This window comes from Bifidobacterium bohemicum DSM 22767 (assembly GCF_000741525.1).
Lineage (GTDB): Bacteria > Actinomycetota > Actinomycetes > Actinomycetales > Bifidobacteriaceae > Bifidobacterium > Bifidobacterium bohemicum.
The window spans coordinates 230,788-246,043 of the sequence record NZ_JGYP01000004.1; the positions used below are offsets into that span (position 1 = coordinate 230,788).

Consider the following 15,256-nt stretch of genomic DNA (forward strand, 5'->3'; position numbering starts at 1 on the left):
CGTCCAACGACTGGCACAGACGGTGCGAAAGAACCTCGTCGGACTATCGCAACATGCCGATTATGACAGAAACGGGTCATTCATGGCAGAAAACGTACGTTCTACGCTCTCAAAACGTACGTTTTCTGCCAGAACTGACGCATTCCTGCCATCTGTGACCGATTCCCGCCATAGGGCCAATCACCAACCGGCCACAAAACGTAGGACGATAGGGCATGCCATGCGTTCGCTACTGACGGGGGTCGCACTCCTTGCGGCTGGCGCAATGACGCTATCCGGCTGCACAGGCTCAGCGAACCGGAACTCAACGGGCACCAACGGCGACAACGGCAAGCCGACGCTGACCTTCATGCTCGACTGGACACCGAACACCAATCACATCGGGCTCTATGTGGCGCAGAAACTCGGCTATTTCAAGGACGCAGGCATCAAGGTAGCCATTCTGCCCACAGCCCAGGCCGGTGCCGAGACCAGCGTGGAGAACGGGGTGTCCAACATCGGCTTCTCCAAACTCACCGACGTGGCCAACGCCGACGCGCAAGGGGCGCACCTGAAACAGGTCTTCGACCTGACGCAGAAGCCGATTGCCCGCTGGTGCAGTCTTAAGAGCCGCACCGATATCCAAACACCGAAGGATTTCGCGGACAAGACCTTCGTGACCTTTGGATCGGCCGAACAGAGCGCCTCGGTGCGGCAGATGATCAAATACGCCGGCGGATCCGGTGATTTCAAAACCGCGACTGCCGGCACCAACACCTTCCGCACCCTCACGAGCGGCAAAGGCGATTTCGCAGGCTTCTACGCGAATTGGGAGGAAGTGGTCTCCGAGCTCAACGGGCCGGCACTCAACTGCTTCGCCGCCGACAAGTGGGGAGTGCCCGGCAATCCGGATCAACTCGGATTCATCGTCAAGGACTCATGGGTGAGGGATCCGAAGAACGCCGAAAGCCTCAGGAAGTTCGTCAAAGCCGCGCGCAAGGGCTACGATTACGCTCTGTCCAACCCCGACAAGGCCGCTGACCTTCTAGTCGCGGAAGCGAAAACGGCACATCTGGACACCAGGATCACCCGCGCCTCCATGGAGAAGATCGTCAATGAAGGCTACTGGAGCGGCGCCGGCATGAACGACGATTCCATGAACGGTAAATCCGGTCAAGGCATCACCGCCACAATCAACACGACGGACGGTCAGAGATATCTCGATTTCCAGTATGAGGCCGGCACGTACGTCGATTCGCACAAGAAGAGGCTGCCAAAGGCTCCACAAGCCGACGAGCTTTCAACTAACGACTACGTGAAATAACCGCAGATTTCCGTTCCGTAGGCACATTTCGAAGGATCGGGTCAGACTTCAATTTGGAAAACGCTGAGATTCAGCGGTTTCTTTTCGGCTGCACTGAACGTAATCAAGAAAAGCGCCTACGGAATCGAATACCGGCACGGTCTGATGAAACATAGGAAATGATTATGGCGATTATGGCGCATGACAGTGAACGAAACGAGCATGGCAACGACGGCGAACATCGAGGCAAAACCACCGATGGCAATGGTGTTCGTGGATCCGATGGGAACACCAGCACCAGTAAGACCATCGGCCATAACGGGCGCAACGAACTATTGCAGCGGATAATACCGCCAACAATAACGGTTGTGGCGCTGCTGGCGGTTTGGCAACTGGCGGCTAATGGCGGGTTGGTGTCTGCGGCGACCCTTGCCTCACCGACCCAAATCGTCGGTTCGATGGCCGCGACATGGGGCGAGCTCATGTCGGCCGCAGCGGTGACCACCGGTGAAGCGTTGACCGGATTCGTCATTTCGATCGTGTTGGGTATCGCACTCGGCGTGGGGCTGCATGTCTCACGCACCGTCCACAGCGCTCTCTACCCGCTGTTGGTGGCGGCACAGACCATCCCCATCATCACCATCGCGCCCTTGTTCATGATCTGGTTCGGCTTCAGTCCAGTAGGAAAAATCGTGCTGGTAGCCGTCTTTGGCGTGTTCTCAATCGTCATCGACACCTCGCGCGGCCTTGACGCAGTGCCCCGGTTTTACGAGGATGTGGCACTGACCTGCGGCGCCACGAAACCGTGGGCACTGTTTCACGTGAAACTGCGCGTGGCCGCACGCCAGATCTTCTCGGGCATTCGCATCAGCGCAGCCTATGTTTTCGGAACGGCCGTCACCGCCGAATATCTTGGAGCCACGAACGGGCTCGGAGTGTGGCTACAGGCCGCATTCAACTCGTTCCAGACGCCAATGATCTTCTCCGCCGCTATCGTAGTGGTTGCCGAAACGGGCCTGCTACTTGGGTTTGTGGCGCTTGTCGAGCGCGTAATGCTCGGTCCTGCCAGCGAGGAATCGTCCACGTCGTTCGACCAGAGTTGATCAGGCAATCAATATGCATGACGCTTGACGGCGAGCGCAGCGGCTCACAAAAGACGCCAGCGGCAGAACTTCATGGTTTTTCACCAAAAATTCGTAGGAAGCTCTATACTGAGTAGAGGTAAACGATTTATGCTCTTGAATCAATGATTGAACATTTTATCAATTGCTAGGTTTATCAATACATGCAACGACGGAGGAAACCCCATGAACGAGAACGACCTCAATAATTTTGGCGGGAACCCCGGTACCCAGCCTTCTTCGGAGCCTGCCCAGTTCCAAGATGCTTCAGGCTCACAGACATCATACGGTGCACCCACATCGGATCCCGGATTCACCACGCCCCAGACACAAGGCGAGTCTTGGCAACAGACGCCATCGTTCAACGGTGCGGCTCCTGCCGCACAGCAGTACACGGCTCCACAAGATGGTTCTCAGTATGCAACCCCACAACAACCTGCTTCTCAGTACACGTCCCCGCAACCAGCACCGCAGTACACGGCTCCACAAGCCGATTCTCAGTACACGTCCCCGGAGGCTGGATATGCAGGGCAGCCGCCAATGGCAGGAATGCAACCCGGCGCCTACACGGTCGCCGTGCCCTTCGACCAGCCGTACTACGGATGCCCGCCCGTCGAGGCCATCTCCCGTTTCTTCCGCAAATATGTTACGTTCTCGGGCCGCGCGAGCCGTAGTGAATTCTGGTGGATGCAACTGTTCCTTTTCCTGGCGGAAATCGTGGCCTCGATACTCGACTCAGTTATTTTTGGCGGCATGAACAGATCATCCGGAAGTGGTCCTCAGGTATTTGAAGCGATCTTCGGATTGGCGGTGTTCGTCCCCCAGATTGCGTTGATGGTTCGCCGCCTCCACGACTCCAATAAAAGCGGGGCCTGGTTCGTGCTCCCCTACGGACTGCTCTTCGGCGGATTGATCATCTTCATAGTCTTTCTCGCAGGCGGCGCCATTCTGGACGGAGACCTTGACGGCAGGGGCATTACCGGCGGCGCCGTCATTGGAGCAATCGTGATGTTGCTATGCTTGCTCGGCAGCATCGTCTCATACTTCATCTTCACTTTGGCCGGTCCGAACCCGGCGGGCGCACGTTTCGACAAACCCAATCCGACATCAGTTCCGCAAATGACCCCAACAGAGTATGCCAATCCGCAGCAAAATGCATCTTTTGGAGCGGAACAGAACATGGCTCAACCGATGCCCGCATACCCTCCGCAGCCGATGACCACCCACCCTTCCCGGAATCAGGACGAGCAGGGCTTCACGGGAGCTCCAGCTCCCACGTCGACACCAGAGCAGGCAGGACAGCCTTCCGCATACACCGTTCCGCAACCGCCATACCCCGGCCAGACCACTCCTGAACAGGGTCAGCAGCCTTACGGCAACAATGGTTTTGGTGGCAACGACCAGTATCCAACGGCGCAATAATCGCCTTGTCCCGATATCATATCGTCGCTTGAGGGTCATCGGATTATTCGATGACCCTCATTCTTCATCCGTTGGCCAAATCCTATTTGTACGACACCGTAAACCTGCTTCCTTGCGAATATCGTTTTTCGGAACTAACATACGAAAATGTGGGAAATCACACATCGTCGTTACGCATTCCCGTGACGACGATGCAATAATAGCTATGGAAAGAAGAGTTACGATGCGCGAAGATGAGCTCGCTAAAGCGCAGGGAAATTCAACAATCACAGCAGAACCGCCTTACGATGCAAACACATTGCCGGGCGGCGGCCATAATGGCAAGACGGTGCTACCGGGTTCCGGCGGCGAGCCGGCCCAGGGCTATATGGGTCCCACCGATTCCCAGAAACGACGCCGCCAGTAAAGGTCTTCCTTTTGCGACCATGCTGATGGGCGATGGTAGTCGATTGCTTTCTCGAAGTTCAATCGACTACCATCGCTCTTTTGTTTTTGAAACCGATGACACACTTGATGGCTGACACCGGTTAACCGGTTTGAGGATAGTCAATAGGTGCGCAACGGCCACCAACCCAGACCAACGAAAGCGGCATCCGACAATCATCGAACATCTACATTACATGAAGTAGATCCACACCCGGCGTCAACGCGAACCGGAATACGGCATTGGTCGACGTTTCGCTGCCAACTTAGAAACGACAGTCGTTTGCCATCATCAATTCCGTACGATGCCTCACAACTCGACCGGCGGCTTATTCTTGTCCTCAGGAACGTCCTTGAACTTCTCCGCCAGCGCGGCCTTTTTACGTTGCTCCTCTTTCTCGGAAGCCGCCTTTTTCGCCGCGACCGGGTCAAAGACGATTTCATCGTGATGGCGAACCCATTCGGCTTGTGCCAAGGGTGCAAGAACCTCCGCCACGGCTTCGACAGACGGCGAAGCACCTTCGAACTCGGCGCATTCCTCGACGATTTGGCAGAACTGCACATCGGTCAAAGCCAAACGCGGAAGAATGACACGCTCACACAACTCATTGAGGTAGAGCATCAGCACCGCCGCCCGACGACCCGCCTGTTGACAGGATATGTCCGCGACACCAGAGCTCTTCGGTTCCCCTTCAACGCAGTCCGGCAGCAAAGGGTCATCAACCGACTTGCCATAATCCGAAACTTCGACGAGCAACGCGGTCGAAGCGGCGATCACAAAAGCCAAGCGTCGCGACACAGCGCCAACTTCCGACGAACCATCACCGCGACAGTCCGGAACGCAGGCCTCAATCCGTTCCAAAGTGGCGGCAACTGCCTTCGCAGCGCTCTCGCTCCACCCCGAGTTAAGCTCCTCAGCCGCAGTCATGACCAACGAAACGTCACCAGTCCGCGAATAGTCTTCCAACCGTTCATACGCATCATTGACAGCCAGCAGCGCGTCAACCACTTCCTGAGGACGGCCTGGAATGTCGGTCGCGCCCTCGTACACGAACTCGGCATCAGCCAGCGTCACGTCCTGCCCGGTCAGCACCCGAGCCGCGGCCCAAGTGACACGCACTTGCAGGTTTTCCGTATATTTCGCATCATTACCGAGTCGCTGGGCCGTGGATAGAGGCCACAGCGCAATCAGCGCCGACCCTGCCTGAGCCGCCTGTTGCACCTGCTGCATGGTAGCGACATGCTTCAGCTGGTCATTGTCGAATACTACCGCCATGATTGCGCTCCTTCGCCTGGACGTTCACACTGTCATCTAGTCTAATGCCGGTAAAGCCGGAATGGCACACACCGAGGCGTAGCGCCTGCGTCTGATGCAGGGAATCGATCGCCGATAACCGGAGAAACAAGGCAGATGAACGATGGAGGCAGGGACAACTGCCGTTTTAATGTGATATAACTCACATATTTATGCCACCAAAAACGGCATTCAGATAAGGCCTTCAATCCGTAAAAAACCAGTACAATGGTTGAAACGGTCGAAATCGCCCAATATCGAAGGGACAAATACTGCCGACTGATAACCGATAACCGTCGACTGCCGACTGCCGATTTGAGAAGTACTGCAATATTGCCGACAGCATCAACCAGGAACACCGTCGCCCTTGCCATTGAGCCAAACCTCAACCGCCGATTGTGACGAACCTTGCGTCAACCCGCAAGAGAACACCAATGATTGCGGCTCGCAGCAATCCCATCGGCCCGAGGACTATTCGACATCAGCTGCGGGGTCGACGTAGGCAACGGAAAGCGGCTTGCCCGTAGCACTGTCGTACGTAATTGACGTAATCGACGCGAGCGCCGTGTGCCGTAACAACATGTTATGCTCGGGATGTCCTTTTTCAATCAGATGACGGTAACTGAAAATAGGCGATTCGTGGCTGACGATGATTATGTGTTCGCCGGGATGCTCCCGCACCGTCTGCGCCGCGAAGTCACCCAGGCGCCCGGCGATATGGCGGTAAGTCTCCCCCCAGCTGGGCCGCCACAACGCCCGCAGACGCCATAGGTTCTTTGGCCGCCACAACGCCCCTTGACCGAAGCCGATACGCGTGCCACGGAACTCGTTGCCCGCCTCGATGAGTCGGTCGTCGGTTTTGAGCGCGAGCACGCTTTGTCCACGCGCCTGCCGCACAGGGTTGAGCGCTTCGAGAATCGCTCCGGCCGTTTCACGCGTGCGATCGAGCGGCGAAGAGTAGACAGCCGCCGCCTGGTTCATGCCGGGGTCGGCCGCGATGTAGCGCGCCGTCGCCTGAGCCATACGCAAGCCGCGCTCGGACAAGTGAAAGTCGGGCAGACGCTCGTAGAGTAAGTGGCCAGGATTCTCGACCTTGCCGTGACGCACAAAGTGCAGCACCGTGCGTTGCGAAGAAAGCCGGTCCGTTTGGGATGACTTTTTGATGGCAGGAGCCTGCCAAGTCACGATGCTGGCGACTTCGGCGGATTTGGAAGGGTCCGTTGTGGACATAATCACCCTTTCGCGGGAAACGGGACGCGGTCAACGTCACCATTCTACGTCGCACGGTGCCGCACGGAATATACGATAACCGACGGGTGCCTCCTGCCGTAAAGGCGGGAAGGGCGAAACCGCGCCTTCGGTTCGTGGTCCTGTGGAATCTGCCAGCCAGACGACAACGCGGCTTGCACTCACCACGCCGACCGAACAATCACGCCAATAATCATATATATTAAAAAGGCCCGCCGCAACCCAAGCCCAAGATGCGGCAGACCGTCAATCACATACGACCGTCGTTTCAGCGATTCGATATGAAATCCGCCTTACGACGGCTCAACAGCCAGGCCAAAGCCGCGCACGCCACGATCGCCACGTTCATCGCCACGGTCTGCGGCATGATGGTCGCTTGAGATCGGGCCTCATTGCCAACCGTTAGGCGTGTGGGTGACGGACCATTCGCCAAGCTTCTTGGCGAACGTTTTGCGAGCGGGTTCGGCAGCGGGCTGGGCAGGCCGGCCTGCGGCCGAATCGACTCCTTGCGACGACTGCGGCTCCTTGCTGTCGAGCAGCCACTTACGGATGATGAAGTTCCATATCGCAACGACCACGGTGGCGACAAGCTTGCCGATATTCGTTCGCAATACATACATACCGTGAGCTGCACCGGGCACCATTCCCAGAGTGCTCAGCCAGATGATCCAGTCGTTGATGCCCAAACCTATTACCGCAGAGAGGAGGAATATCAAGCCTTCCATCCAGCGGGCCATGTCGTCGCGGTGCTTAAAGACATACTTCATGCTCGCCCAATAGTTGAAGGCCAGCGAAATAAGGAATGATATCGTGCCCGCCAAGACGTTATTGACATGGAACGCCGCGACAAGCAGATTGAGGATGCCCCAGTCGATAAGGAATGCAACCACACCAACCAGACCGAATTTAACCAGTTGCTCGATAAGTTTCTTCATGCGTTCCATTTAACTCGCGCCCTTCGGCAAGAAGCTCGGACAAGCGACAATCCTCACCGATTCGTCGCTTATGCACGACCATAACGACCAATTGGCCAACCAAACCAGTCCCATCAATCCGACGAACACAATCAATCCGACGAATACGATCAATCCGGCAAACCAGCCGACTGACCAACGCAATCAGCCATACCAAATCAGATCATTTTCGGCATGTATGACAACATATCCAGTCAGCCAACCGCATGAATGTCATGCAAAACATAGCACCCTCGATGTCGGTTTTCCCATAGCACGCAACAGCTTCAAGGACAATCGACGCGGTACAGCCCGGGGTGCGGCTAGAATCGTATAGCGAGAGCAATTCAGCAAACGTAAGGAGTCCGTTATGCCGGTCATTCACACGCACGTTTCCGTTTCAACCACCCCCGAGCAGCGCGAGGCGCTCAAAGCCGCGTACGGCAAGGCCATCACCGCAGTGCCAGGCAAAACCGAAAGCTGGCTGATGTGCCCGTTCGAAGACAACATGCCGATCTACTTCGGTGGCAATGACTCGAAACCCGCCGCCTACGTGGAGGTGAACGTGATGGGCAGCAACATCGACCGCTCGGTATGGGAGGCTATGAGCACGCAGATCATGGACGCCCTGGGTAGCGAACTCGGCATCCCTGCGGACCGCACCTACATTCGCTACACCGCTACGGGTGACTGGGGCTGGAACGGCGGCAACTTCTGATTAGGCCAGACACGACCGCTCATGTCGCCGCTGAGAGTTTTACAGCATGAGTTCGCAACCGTTCCGGGCTTGAACCGAGGCAACGTGACGAAACCCCGTTGGAGCGCTTGGCCCCGGCGGGGTTACACATTTTCCAAATATTCCAAATATCCGCACTCTCCTAGCGGAGGCACGTGGCCCCGACCGACCCAACGCAAGCCTATGGCTTAGACGATTTTGGGCATCGGGGTCGTCAGGGATGTGGTGAGGTTGACCTGAACGACACCGGCGCCGAAGTGCGGCTCGACCTTCTTGAGCGTGACGGTACGCTCGTCGGCGGGGCGGGTGTCGTCGTCGGTCATGGTGGCTGGGGATTTGACCGCCACCACAGCCAGATCATCGATGCTCACGTCGGCACCCGCACACAATTGAGTGGCGGCGGCAAGCGACGACTCGAAACCATCGGCTATTACCATGCGCTCAGAAGGCACACCATACGCATTTCGCGCGATCCACCTGACATCATCGACGAGACCCAAACCCTTGTGGCTGTCACGCGACCCATTCTCGGAGACGGCATCCGCGTCTCCAGCAGCCGACATGCCGGAAGCATCGAATGCCGCCACGAAGTCGTCAAGCTGCGGCTCCAGCGCCTTGCCGCCATCGCGGAACAGGTTGCCGATAATCGGGCTTCGGAAGCCAAGCGAAGCGGCCGTCTTGCGCAAATCGTCAATCTGATCGTCTTCGCCATCCCAGAGGTTGATCAGCGGGAATGTCGGAATACCGAGATTTTCAAGACGATTGACATGGAACGGATAGCGCCACGAAAGCGCCGGATCGTCGCGCCAAGTCGAGGCGCGCGTCACGACCACTGCTGCCGCGGGCCATGCTGCGCCGAACTCACGGGAGGCGATGTCGAGCCACTTCTGCGCCCCCGCATCCGCGCCGTATCCGGCCTCCACAACCACCACATCGTGCAGGGCACATGCCATCTCAACCGAGACGAGAGTAGGGATTCCGAGCGATACATTGGCGAACGGGCCGCCGTGCACATAGACCGGTGAACCGTTTACCGTCTCGGTTTTCGCAGGTTTGACGGCATCTTTGAGAATACCGGTAATCCGCCACAGATCAATGAACGAACCGAAGGTAACGGGCACACCGTTCTTCGTTCCCGCGACCATATTCGCGACACGCTGCCCGATTTCGTCCATCGAATGCGACACTACGACGATCTGCATCATCTCGCAGGTCGGGGTGAGCACGACGCGCTCCGGCACATTGCCCTTGCCTCGGTCCACGACGATCTGACGCAGCGAGCGCGAAGGGACCTCGGAGACCCGCGGCACGAGGACGGTGTCGATGCGCCCCTCGTCCACGGCCTTTTCCGCAAAGGACACCAGCAGGTTCTGGGCGTTTTCAATGGCCGCCATCTCACCGGTCAGGCCCCAGTCCACCAGCTCGGGATGCGTCAGCGATGCCTTGCCGCCGCCCGACGCACCACCTTTGGAACCGGCGGCGGTAATCCCCATGCTGGGCTGACGCAGGACGGCCGCCGCGTCAATGCCCCGAGCACGCAACGCATCAATGAGGGCGATCGTCGTGGTCGTTTTGCCCTCGCCACGACTGGCCTTGAGCGGCGTATCGGCGGTGACCAGAACCACCTTGCCGTGCTTGCGCGAAACATCCGGGTTCGCCTTCAGGTAATCGAGGTATCCGAACGCGTCGATTTTCCCGACAAGCCCATATTGCGTGGTGAACTGATTGATCAGAGCCATCTTCCACAGCTTTCTCAAGAGCGGTATTAGAATTACTTTATGTCAAGTCGCTTGAAATAACGTCAAATCCTTCTGGCTTGCCTCGCATCAACCGACACGACGGCCGCCATAACCTCCAACCCTACCAGCATCGATGGCATAGGCCTTGCCCATGTCCGCCACTGTACGCGATTGGGTCCGTCATGTGACCTACTTCATATGGGCCATACGCTCTGTCGCCATAAAACCATGCGGCCTCCATAAGCGGCCGCCGGAAGCCGGGGACCGGTTTCGACTGCAACCGCCGCTACATACGCAACCTCGAAGCAACCGTCACTACTATCACTTTGCGCACATATTCACCCACATACCAAGCAGAACACGACGGCTCAGGAAGGTAGGAGTCGCATTTCGCCCTTCTACCACAACAAACACGGCAATCCAAGCGAACAGAAGTCACATAGGGTCGCCGTATGCGGCCAAACACGACAACAGGCCGGCCATTACACGAACCGCGAAAATGGCCGGCAGGCACCTACTGACTCCGGCGATCTCAGTGGTCGGAGCGGCCGAATCCGTTGTGCATACCCATCGAGACGGTGTATAGCACCGTATCGAGCAGTTTGTCGGTCTCGACCTTGAGCCGGTCGGCCATCGCCTGATTCGCGGCGGACAACACCTGCCGCACCTCGGCGTTGCGCGTGGCCGCGACGATTTCGTCCGGGTACATCGGATCGACATCCCCCTCGGCGTTGCCGGCCTCGAACTCGGCGCGCGCCAGAGATGCGGCATCGGCCTCATCGTCGCCCCCAAGCCGCGCAACCTGCTCATCGGTCGCGATGATCAGCCGGTGAGCCTCGGTGCCGATGATCTCCTGATAACGCTCCACGGCATTGGAGGTGCCCCCGAAGTCCGTGTCGCACAAGGCCGCGATGATGCGATTGGCCCAGTAGAAGTTCTCGGAGGTCACACGCGTGGTGGTGTTTTCGACGTACGCCGGGGTCGTGTCCACGTTCGGATAGAACGGCACAAGCGCATTGAACGGATTCGAGCCGTATGAAATCCACTGTATCGCGCGGCTGGCCTGCGGGCGATAGGGGCGAATCTGGATGACCGAAAGCTGGCTGTGGCGATTGATGCCGATGGGACGGTACATGTGGCGGGTCTTCTCGTCGCCACGCGGCCCGTATGGGTCGTAGGGCGTGCCCTGATAGTGCGCGCTCAGCACGTACTTGACGTCCTCGATGGTGATTTTGCGCTCAGGTTGACGCGCCCACGGAATGTCGTCCGATTCGGGCGTATGGTCGGCCTCCGGGCCGTCCCAGACCTCGTCATAGGGATTGAGGGTGCGCTGGATGTACCAGGCGCGCGGGGTGTTGTACACATGGTCGGAGTCGGAATGCGAGCCGAAGGCAAGGCGCGGGTTGAAGGGGCTTGAAGGCTCAACCGCGAGGTCGAGGTGGTTCTGTTCGATGAAATCGTTGAGGTCGGCCGAACACATGTGTTCACTCTGCTCGTTCATGGCGTCGTCAAGGTCGAATTCGTCGATGCCCAGCTGATTCGGCATGGTTACGTAAGCCTCGTCAGGCACGCGCTTGGCGATCCAGTGATGGCCGCCGACCGATTCCAGCCACCAGATCTCGTTCGCGTCGGAGAAGGCCACGGCGTTCATCTCGTAGGTGCCATATTGCTCGAGCAGCGCACCCAGACGCTCGACGCCCTCGCGCGCGGTCTTGATATAAGGCAGCACGAGGGTGACGAAATCCTCCTCGCCGATGCCGCCTGCGACTTCTGGCACGTAGCCCGGTTCACCCTCACGCCCGGCGGCCGGAACAAACTCCACAAGAGGGTCTGCCCCCAGCACACGCTCGTTGCTCGTGATGGTCTCGGTGGCGCTCATGCCCACGTTGGCCTCGTTGACGCCGGCCTCGGCCCACAAGCCTTGAGAGAGGTCCGCATTCGGCACGGAGGAATACTGCATCGGCGTCAGATCGGACAGATCCACCTCGACATGGCTGATGACGCCGCGATAATGGCGCGGCTGATTCTCCGGCTTCACGACAACGAAACGCTTCGGGTTGAACTCACCGTTGGCGCTATCCTCGTCACGCGCGATGATCGTCGAACCGTCGTAGCTCGCGTCTTTGCCGACCAGAATGGTGGTGCAGGCCATAAATCTTCCTTTCGCAAATGGAGTCAAGATGACTATCATCCTACGCTAACCATACGCTTTTCGGAGGCATGAATTCCTATGGAACGCGCGGCTGCACAAACAAAATAACGTCGCAACGACGCACAAGTAAATATATAAATATAGCAGAAGGCGAATTCACAGCGCTATTTGGCCGGTGAGGCCATGAGTGTGATGGCGTCCTGCGCCACATCGCCCTGATACTCAGCCAGCCGATGCATCAGCTCATTGAGCCAGAAACCCTGATTGAGGCCCGGCAACGGCTTGGCGGTGGCGCACACATGCAGTTCATAGCCATGCGGTTTGTCCGGCGGAGTGGGGCCGTTGTACCGCATGGTAACCATCGGGTTGGTCGAACCGACGAACTTACTGGCCTCACTGGTGCGGCCTTGGGCCGCCTCAGGCACCATCGCGGACAGCGAACGCGAGAAATCCGGTGGAATCTCAAGGGCCCGTGAATCGTTGAAATCGAACATCAACGCCTCGACCGGCATGTTCGCAACGGACCAGTGAATCCACTCGAAACCGCACACCGGAATGGAATCGGGGTCAACCAGCCACCAGTGCAGATAATGCATGTCGGCGTCCAAATGCTCGATATAGAAGGGGAACGAGACGACAGGAGTGCCGTCGATCTTGCCCTCCTGCGATGCGGCGACGGTGAAGTCGCCCGGAATCTCAGTAAAATCCGCAGTAATCTTCATACATCAATTATCGCGCACGCTTCTGACTTCACGCACCCCTCGTGAAGCTGATACGCAAATAACGGAATCATTAACCCGTTCTCACGCAAGCACTCGCGGGAATACGCAAAAGCGGGATGCCATCCGAAAACGACACCCCGTCTTATTTACATGACTCGGAACATTATTTCCGAAGGTTACGCCTCAGCAGCTGCCTTCTTGGCGGCACGACTGGCCTTCTTGGCGGCCTGTTCTTCAGCCTTGACGCTCTCAATGAAGGCGGCGTGCTTCTTGGAAGGAATCCAGCCAGCGTCAACGACCTTGACCTGCCACACCCAGGCTGCTGCAAGGAAAAGCAGAGCGAAGACCACGAGGCTGATGCCACCGGCGACAGGACCAAGATGCGCCAGATTGCCGGAGATAATACCGTACCAGTCGAAGTCGGCGTCGCCGAAGGTGGAGTTCGCCAGGCCGAAGCTACCCATAACCGTCATCAGACCAGCAGGCAGGAACGTAATGAGCAAGCCGTTGACGAACGCACCGACGATTGCACCCACACGGCCACCGGTTGCGTTGCCGAACACGCCGGCACCGCCACCATCGAAGAAGTGAGGCACCATTCCAGGAAGAATGAGGGCAACGCCCCACACCGGTCCGAGCCACACCGCGATGATCACCAGAGCCACCAGACCACCGGCGAAGGAGGAGAGGAAGCCGATCAACGAAGCGTTGGCGCCATACGGGAAGACGATCGGGATGTCGAGCGCAGGTTTGGCACCAGGCACGACGCGGTTCGCGATGCCTTGGAAAGCAGGCACGAGTTCACCGAGGATGATACGAACACCGTAGAGAATGATCGACACGCCAATGCCGAACTGCAAGGCCTGCGCGAAGGCGGCCATGAAGAAAGCACCATAGTTGTCGGGGTTCGACGGGAAGATCTTGAACGCGGTCTTTGCCGGAAGAACAATAGCGGCCCACACCGCGAACACGAGGTAAAGAATCGTCATCAGAAGCGTAGTCGACACCATCGAATCGCGCAGGAAGCTCAGGCCCTTGGGGAAGTCAATGTCTTCAGTGGACTTGGACTTCTTGCCGACAGCAGCACCGATGGAACCGGAAACGACGTAGCCTAGGGTGTTGAAATGACCGATGGAAAGTTTGTCATCGCCGGTGACCTGATTCATGAAAGGCTGGCCGAACGCAGGCATTGCCACCATCACAACGGCCATCAGCAAAGCGCCAATCAGGATGACCAGCAGCTGATTCTTGGAACCGAAGCCGATGGAGAGCACGAGCGCAAGCATAGTGGACATGAACACCATGTGGTGTCCAGTAAGGAACACGTACTTCAGAGGCGTAAATCGCGCAAACAGCAACATGATGATGAAGCTCAACACAATGATATAGGCCGAAGCCGCACCGAACTGACTGGATGCCTGAGCGGTGATGACTTCGTTGGTCGGCACCACGCCATGCGCGCCGGTGGACTTCAGAATCAGCTTGCCGAAGGGGTCCAGCGCAGCGGTAACCACAGTGGCACCCGCACCCAAAATCAGGTAGCCCATAGCCGCCTTCAAGGCGCCGGAAATGACTTGCCCCACGCTACGCTTAAGCGCAATCAGGCCGATCGCGGCGACAATACCGATCAGGTATGCCGGCACGTTGAGGATTTCCTTACTAATGAAATCCAGAACAGCTAGTAATACATTCATTGTTTCTCCTGTGTTGTTCTCTCCAAATCATCAAACGTCGCCATTTGACGAAATTTTCATTGAATCCGATGGTCTCCGATAGGCCTTCCACCGTGCGCGATTGCTTGTTTTTCAGGCCGCGTACTTTTCGAGGACGGAGCGGATCTCGTCCTTGTCCATAAAGTTGCTCACGACCTCGACCGGAGTCGACGTGCCCGAAAGCTGACCTGCCAGCTCTGCCGAAGTGAGCACCAGGTCGCACATGTTGGCAGTGCCCATGGCGCTACCGGCATCCGCTGTTTGCACATTAACATCGAGCCCCATATCGGCGGCGACTTGCTCAACATTGGACCTTAGGATCACCGAAGTACCGATGCCCATGCCACACACGCAAAGAATGTCCATTGTTTCCTCATTTCTCTTTGATTATTTGTCACAACAATTTGTACGGGGTTGCACACGATTGACCGTCACGGCTTTGGGGCCATGAA

General features: G+C 57.4%; 13 protein-coding genes. 5 read left to right on the forward strand and 8 right to left on the reverse strand.

Annotation, left to right across the window (positions count from 1 at the left end; translation table 11 throughout):
• Positions 1 to 220: 220 nt before the first annotated feature.
• The 4 genes from BBOH_RS06735 to BBOH_RS06750 all read left to right on the forward strand — a co-directional run bounded on the left by BBOH_RS06735 (position 221) and on the right by BBOH_RS06750 (position 4,231).
• Positions 221 to 1,303 (forward strand): ABC transporter substrate-binding protein, encoded by a 1,083-nt coding sequence (locus tag BBOH_RS06735; protein WP_033521584.1) that lies wholly within the window; start codon positions 221 to 223, stop codon positions 1,301 to 1,303.
• A 164-nt stretch (positions 1,304 to 1,467) separates the two neighbouring features.
• On the forward strand, positions 1,468 to 2,385 hold the full coding sequence (locus BBOH_RS06740; RefSeq protein ID WP_237743171.1) for an ABC transporter permease: 918 nt from the start codon (positions 1,468 to 1,470) through the stop codon (positions 2,383 to 2,385).
• 204 nt (positions 2,386 to 2,589) lie between these two features.
• Positions 2,590 to 3,825 (forward strand): DUF805 domain-containing protein, encoded by a 1,236-nt coding sequence (locus BBOH_RS08340; protein ID WP_081930397.1) that lies wholly within the window; start codon positions 2,590 to 2,592, stop codon positions 3,823 to 3,825.
• Positions 3,826 to 4,048: 223 nt separating this feature from the next.
• On the forward strand, positions 4,049 to 4,231 hold the full coding sequence (locus BBOH_RS06750; RefSeq protein WP_033521583.1) for a hypothetical protein: 183 nt from the start codon (positions 4,049 to 4,051) through the stop codon (positions 4,229 to 4,231).
• Positions 4,232 to 4,558: 327 nt separating this feature from the next.
• Here the strand turns inward: BBOH_RS06750 and BBOH_RS06755 are convergent, their stop codons facing one another.
• The 3 genes from BBOH_RS06755 to BBOH_RS06765 all read right to left on the reverse strand — a co-directional run bounded on the left by BBOH_RS06755 (position 4,559) and on the right by BBOH_RS06765 (position 7,725).
• Positions 4,559 to 5,524, reverse strand: coding sequence for a hypothetical protein (locus tag BBOH_RS06755; protein ID WP_033521582.1), 966 nt, complete (start codon positions 5,522 to 5,524; stop codon positions 4,559 to 4,561).
• A 489-nt stretch (positions 5,525 to 6,013) separates the two neighbouring features.
• Entirely contained in the window at positions 6,014 to 6,772 is a 759-nt protein-coding gene (locus BBOH_RS06760) for a histidine phosphatase family protein (RefSeq protein ID WP_081930398.1), read from the reverse strand.
• Between the two features lie 407 nt (positions 6,773 to 7,179).
• A complete protein-coding gene (locus BBOH_RS06765; protein WP_033521581.1) occupies positions 7,180 to 7,725 on the reverse strand; it encodes a GtrA family protein in 546 nt (181 codons plus the stop codon).
• Positions 7,726 to 8,113: 388 nt separating this feature from the next.
• Here BBOH_RS06765 and BBOH_RS06770 point away from each other — a divergent pair, with 388 nt between their 5' ends.
• Entirely contained in the window at positions 8,114 to 8,461 is a 348-nt protein-coding gene (locus BBOH_RS06770) for a phenylpyruvate tautomerase MIF-related protein (protein WP_033521579.1), read from the forward strand.
• A gap of 206 nt (positions 8,462 to 8,667) precedes the next feature.
• On the opposite strand, the gene BBOH_RS06775 is transcribed toward BBOH_RS06770, so the two are convergent.
• The 5 genes from BBOH_RS06775 to BBOH_RS06795 all read right to left on the reverse strand — a co-directional run bounded on the left by BBOH_RS06775 (position 8,668) and on the right by BBOH_RS06795 (position 15,170).
• Complete coding sequence (locus BBOH_RS06775) at positions 8,668 to 10,218, reverse strand: formate--tetrahydrofolate ligase (RefSeq protein WP_033521578.1); 1,551 nt, start codon at positions 10,216 to 10,218, stop codon at positions 8,668 to 8,670.
• Positions 10,219 to 10,750: 532 nt separating this feature from the next.
• Positions 10,751 to 12,370 carry a C69 family dipeptidase gene (locus BBOH_RS06780; RefSeq protein WP_033521577.1) on the reverse strand — a complete coding sequence of 540 codons (1,620 nt, stop codon included), beginning with the start codon at positions 12,368 to 12,370 and terminating at the stop codon, positions 10,751 to 10,753.
• Positions 12,371 to 12,534: 164 nt separating this feature from the next.
• Positions 12,535 to 13,092, reverse strand: coding sequence for a YbhB/YbcL family Raf kinase inhibitor-like protein (locus BBOH_RS06785; protein ID WP_044098256.1), 558 nt, complete (start codon positions 13,090 to 13,092; stop codon positions 12,535 to 12,537).
• A gap of 176 nt (positions 13,093 to 13,268) precedes the next feature.
• Positions 13,269 to 14,786, reverse strand: a complete 1,518-nt coding sequence (locus BBOH_RS06790) for a PTS ascorbate transporter subunit IIC (RefSeq protein WP_033521576.1) — start codon at positions 14,784 to 14,786, stop codon at positions 13,269 to 13,271.
• A 111-nt stretch (positions 14,787 to 14,897) separates the two neighbouring features.
• The gene (locus tag BBOH_RS06795; protein ID WP_033521575.1) at positions 14,898 to 15,170 is read right to left on the reverse strand and encodes a PTS sugar transporter subunit IIB; all 273 of its coding nucleotides are present in this window, start codon (positions 15,168 to 15,170) and stop codon (positions 14,898 to 14,900) included.
• Positions 15,171 to 15,256 lie beyond the last annotated feature (86 nt).

What these genes read in the sequence shown, in the direction of transcription:
- BBOH_RS06735 (WP_033521584.1), top strand. Translation starts at nt 221, where the DNA reads ATGCGTTCGCTACTGACGGGGGTCGCACTCCTTGCGGCTGGCGCAATG.
- BBOH_RS06740 (WP_237743171.1), top strand. Translation starts at nt 1,468, where the DNA reads ATGGCGATTATGGCGCATGACAGTGAACGAAACGAGCATGGCAACGAC.
- BBOH_RS08340 (WP_081930397.1), top strand. Translation starts at nt 2,590, where the DNA reads ATGAACGAGAACGACCTCAATAATTTTGGCGGGAACCCCGGTACCCAG.
- BBOH_RS06750 (WP_033521583.1), top strand. Translation starts at nt 4,049, where the DNA reads ATGCGCGAAGATGAGCTCGCTAAAGCGCAGGGAAATTCAACAATCACA.
- BBOH_RS06755 (WP_033521582.1), bottom strand. Translation starts at nt 5,524, where the DNA reads ATGGCGGTAGTATTCGACAATGACCAGCTGAAGCATGTCGCTACCATG.
- BBOH_RS06760 (WP_081930398.1), bottom strand. Translation starts at nt 6,772, where the DNA reads ATGTCCACAACGGACCCTTCCAAATCCGCCGAAGTCGCCAGCATCGTG.
- BBOH_RS06765 (WP_033521581.1), bottom strand. Translation starts at nt 7,725, where the DNA reads ATGAAGAAACTTATCGAGCAACTGGTTAAATTCGGTCTGGTTGGTGTG.
- BBOH_RS06770 (WP_033521579.1), top strand. Translation starts at nt 8,114, where the DNA reads ATGCCGGTCATTCACACGCACGTTTCCGTTTCAACCACCCCCGAGCAG.
- BBOH_RS06775 (WP_033521578.1), bottom strand. Translation starts at nt 10,218, where the DNA reads ATGGCTCTGATCAATCAGTTCACCACGCAATATGGGCTTGTCGGGAAA.
- BBOH_RS06780 (WP_033521577.1), bottom strand. Translation starts at nt 12,370, where the DNA reads ATGGCCTGCACCACCATTCTGGTCGGCAAAGACGCGAGCTACGACGGT.
- BBOH_RS06785 (WP_044098256.1), bottom strand. Translation starts at nt 13,092, where the DNA reads ATGAAGATTACTGCGGATTTTACTGAGATTCCGGGCGACTTCACCGTC.
- BBOH_RS06790 (WP_033521576.1), bottom strand. Translation starts at nt 14,786, where the DNA reads ATGAATGTATTACTAGCTGTTCTGGATTTCATTAGTAAGGAAATCCTC.
- BBOH_RS06795 (WP_033521575.1), bottom strand. Translation starts at nt 15,170, where the DNA reads ATGGACATTCTTTGCGTGTGTGGCATGGGCATCGGTACTTCGGTGATC.